The 3,225-nt window shown below is 42.8% G+C and carries 5 protein-coding genes; 1 reads left to right on the top strand and 4 read right to left on the bottom strand.

What is annotated here, in order from left to right; translation table 11 throughout:
- Positions 1-92: 92 nt before the first annotated feature.
- The 4 genes from NA59_RS12555 to NA59_RS12540 are packed head-to-tail and all read right to left on the bottom strand — an operon-like array spanning position 93 to position 2,548.
- Complete coding sequence (locus NA59_RS12555) at positions 93-944, bottom strand: reverse transcriptase domain-containing protein (protein ID WP_044413451.1); 852 nt, start codon at positions 942-944, stop codon at positions 93-95.
- Positions 913-1,881 carry a CRISPR-associated endonuclease Cas1 gene (cas1, locus tag NA59_RS14555; RefSeq protein ID WP_052501682.1) on the bottom strand — a complete coding sequence of 323 codons (969 nt, stop codon included), beginning with the start codon at positions 1,879-1,881 and terminating at the stop codon, positions 913-915. Before cas1 ends, NA59_RS12555 begins: the two co-directional genes overlap by 32 nt.
- Positions 1,878-2,255: a CRISPR-associated endonuclease Cas2 gene (gene cas2 / locus NA59_RS14550; protein ID WP_052501681.1), complete on the bottom strand. Its 378-nt coding sequence runs from the start codon at positions 2,253-2,255 to the stop codon at positions 1,878-1,880. Before cas2 ends, cas1 begins: the two co-directional genes overlap by 4 nt.
- 8 nt (positions 2,256-2,263) lie before the next feature.
- On the bottom strand, positions 2,264-2,548 hold the full coding sequence (locus NA59_RS12540; RefSeq protein WP_044413449.1) for a CRISPR-associated endonuclease Cas2: 285 nt from the start codon (positions 2,546-2,548) through the stop codon (positions 2,264-2,266).
- A gap of 227 nt (positions 2,549-2,775) precedes the next feature.
- On the opposite strand from NA59_RS12540, the gene NA59_RS12535 reads away from it, so the two are divergent.
- Entirely contained in the window at positions 2,776-3,039 is a 264-nt protein-coding gene (locus tag NA59_RS12535) for a hypothetical protein (protein ID WP_044413445.1), read from the top strand.
- Positions 3,040-3,225 lie beyond the last annotated feature (186 nt).

Raw genomic sequence — 3,225 nt, 5'->3', positions numbered from 1 at the left:
CATCACTAAAAAGAGTTAGCGCATGAAAAAAAACAAATTAGCGCTGAGTTCGAATTGTTCGGTTTCTTGTTCGCTGATTTTTTGAGCGGACTCTACTTAATAGGCTTAATATAACGCCCCAAAAAATGTAGCCCTTGATTTGGGTGATGTACGATTTTGGTTTTATCGGGGTGCAACGCCAAATCCAACCTACTAAGGGTCTTAGAAACAAAGTGTCTGGCCAGATGAGCCTGTTCCTTTGTTTGGGTTAGCAAAACAAAATCATCTGCAAACCTGACAAATGGAATATTCTCCTTGTGCAACGCATCATCAAGCTGGTGCAAATACAAATTAGTTAAAAAAGGGGAAATCACAGAACCCTGCGCAAGCCCACGTCGGCTGCCGAACAAGCTTTTATGATGAGGGCCCTCTGCCAACCATCGCTCAATTAATCGTAATATCTTTTTGTCCTTGATATGACGGCGAACTTGTTGCATCAGCGGTTTATGAGCAATCGAATCAAAAAAATGCCGAATATCAGCATCAACCACCCATTCAAGTCCTTGACGCAATCGATCGCGCGTTCGAGAGACGGCGTCTTCTACACCCCGATTAGGCCTGTAACCAAAACTGTCGTTATAAAACAAGGCTTCACCCACTGGCTCAATAGCATTTAAAACACAACGTTGAACATATTTATCGCGAACAGATTGTGCTTGTATGATTCGTTCGCTTCCATCACCTTTTGTTAAGCTAAATTGTTTTACACGATCGGGTCTATAGGCATCCGACTCAACCTGCCGGATTAAAGTAATAAGATGTAAGGGAAAGTGGGCTTTGAGCAAATCCATATCAACTTTAGGCTGCCAATGTGCTTTTTCATTACGAAATCGCAACCAGGCCTGGTTCATCGACTCAGGGCTAAAAGCCTGCTCAAAAAGGGATGGTTGGGTCGATCGAAACATGATTCATCTCCTCCATAGTGTCTATCGGTAAACAAAGGGCTAATTGGTTTTTGAATGTTTCAACATACTGCTTAATAAGTTGGCGCAAGGTTTGTTCAGTGCCCAGCCAGTCCTGAGTCTGTTGATGCCATTTAGCATAAAAAGAACGCCTTGCTTCTTTGGCAAGTCGACATCCTTCTGCATCTGACACACTAAAATCATCGTGCTCAAATTCATGAATAATTTGCCAAATCCATTGATCGATTTGCGGGCGAAAAGCCTCAAGTAAGTCGAGCGCTAATGCAGGTCTAGCAGGATAAGTGTGATGAACAAACCCAAGCCAAGGGTCAAGACCAGCCACTTCAATCGCCATTTTTACTTCTGAAACCGCTAGGGTGTAACTCAAAGACAAAAGCGCATTAACCGGGTCTTTGGGGGGCTGTCTATTGCGCCCATTAAAAGCCCAACCTGAATGAAGTTGACCACCTAAAGCTTGAAAATAGGATTTGGCTGAGCTGCCTTCATAACCCATTAGCTGGGCTAAATCTTTAGCATTATTAGTGTGCGAATCTAACTTGGCCAAACCATGCATCAATAAATGTGCATTCTGTGCCGCAAATTTTTGTTCAATCACCCATTTGGCTATCTGCAAGCGTGTGATTGAAGAAGAAAATGCCGCATATTGTTGTTGTCGCCACCGTGTATTGACCGCTAGCCCTCCCCCCATCCAGGCAGGTTCACCTTTGCCTCTACTCGGCAGCAAAGTAACAGCAATAGCATGTTCACTGAAAGCACGCCACACATCACAGCTCACCATAGGTTTGCCGTATATAACAACACTGTCCAAAAATCGGATGGGCAGAGTTTCTCGATGGAGAGGCGTTTTGATCTCTAACACACCCGATTGTTGGGTAAGCTGCGTATCGGGCTTGTCAATAATTAAAGGTAGTTTGCTCATGATTGATCTCGCACTGTTTTAGATTTAAAAGGCCAAAGTGTATAAATCCAGTGACTCTGATTGACATCACCTTTTTGGTTTTTGTTAGCGCTAGTGCTATCAGGCTCAACCAAAAGCTGGGTTTGTGTTTGAAGGCCAGCCATCCAAACCTTTGATGGGTGTGCAACCGGATATGAGCGAATATCATCCTCTCTTTGATTGACTAAACCCTTGATGTCAGCAAGAAGTTGTTGCATGCCTTGTTCGCTCGCGTGCACAAAAAACACCGATTTTTGCGCTACTAACCCGCGCTTCTTCATCAAACGATGCACGCGCGACAGTCGACGGGGGTTAGCTATGTCATAACACAATAAATGCCATACTTTTTTTGCCATAAACCACCTTAGTGCACATGATGAGGTTGATTAAAATCAATACGTGCGCCTTGGGCGCCTTGCGTGTAAATGTGGCGATCATTATTTAACCAAGCAAGTAATAAACGATCAGTTGCAGGGTCAATCTTTTCACCAAGCTCAATAAACAAGGCCTGTGCTTCCTGACGATTCAAAAGACATTCATGAACAGATTTTTGGCTACTAATCCGCCAGCGAATAAGCGACTTATGCACCTGACGACGACGTTTATTGCAAACAATGTCATAAGCAATGATGGCGGGAAATCGAGACATACGTTGTGCTCCTGCTTAACAATCGAGCACACAGTTTAGATGTAAAGAGAGAAAAATTAACAAACCAAAAGCTTGTCAGAATTTGACATTTATTGGACGATTTATACCGACTCCTAAACAAAAGTAGTGCGTCATTTTTCACAAGTTTTTAATAAACTAATATATGATGACGGGGTAGTACAATAATCCGTGAAAAATTTATTAATTGGTGATAAAGGAGATAGAACATGGGATTATTTTCAAGTTTGGCTGGATGGTTTGGTAACAACGATACAGTTTCAAGTGTTGAGGCAACCGAGATTAATCCAGCCAATGGCTTGCCAATGATAGGCGGTATGGGTGGGGTTGATGTGGCCGGCAATCCTTATGGCATTGATTCTAGTGCAACAGAGTTTGATGATTTTACAACCACCAGCCATGATGTGTATTATGACAATTCTTATGATTCTTTTGATTCGGGTGGTTTTGGTGGTTTTGGTGATAACTATTAGTATGACAACCTATTAATAATAAAAAAGGGAACGTAACTATTCACCCCATACAAGCTACTCATCCTGATTGGGCGTGATAGCCTCCGTCATAAAAGGAAGTGGCTCTCCCTTAAAAAGCGATGTCATCGCCTCTGAACTCGTGAGGCCTTGTTTCGTTGCCGTTGATAAATAACTTCGGACACGACA

It is taken from the genome of Thiomicrospira microaerophila (assembly GCF_000934765.1).
GTDB lineage: Bacteria > Pseudomonadota > Gammaproteobacteria > Thiomicrospirales > Thiomicrospiraceae > Thiomicrospira > Thiomicrospira microaerophila.
The sequence above is the reverse complement of the archived record's forward strand: the minus strand, read 5'-3'. Positions and strand labels throughout refer to the sequence as shown.

Excerpts from the sequence above, each read along its gene's own strand:
- NA59_RS12555 (WP_044413451.1), bottom strand. The coding sequence starts at position 944 with ATGTTTCGATCGACCCAACCATCCCTTTTTGAGCAGGCTTTTAGCCCT.
- cas1 (WP_052501682.1), bottom strand. The coding sequence starts at position 1,881 with ATGAGCAAACTACCTTTAATTATTGACAAGCCCGATACGCAGCTTACC.
- cas2 (WP_052501681.1), bottom strand. The coding sequence starts at position 2,255 with ATGGCAAAAAAAGTATGGCATTTATTGTGTTATGACATAGCTAACCCC.
- NA59_RS12540 (WP_044413449.1), bottom strand. The coding sequence starts at position 2,548 with ATGTCTCGATTTCCCGCCATCATTGCTTATGACATTGTTTGCAATAAA.
- NA59_RS12535 (WP_044413445.1), top strand. The coding sequence starts at position 2,776 with ATGGGATTATTTTCAAGTTTGGCTGGATGGTTTGGTAACAACGATACA.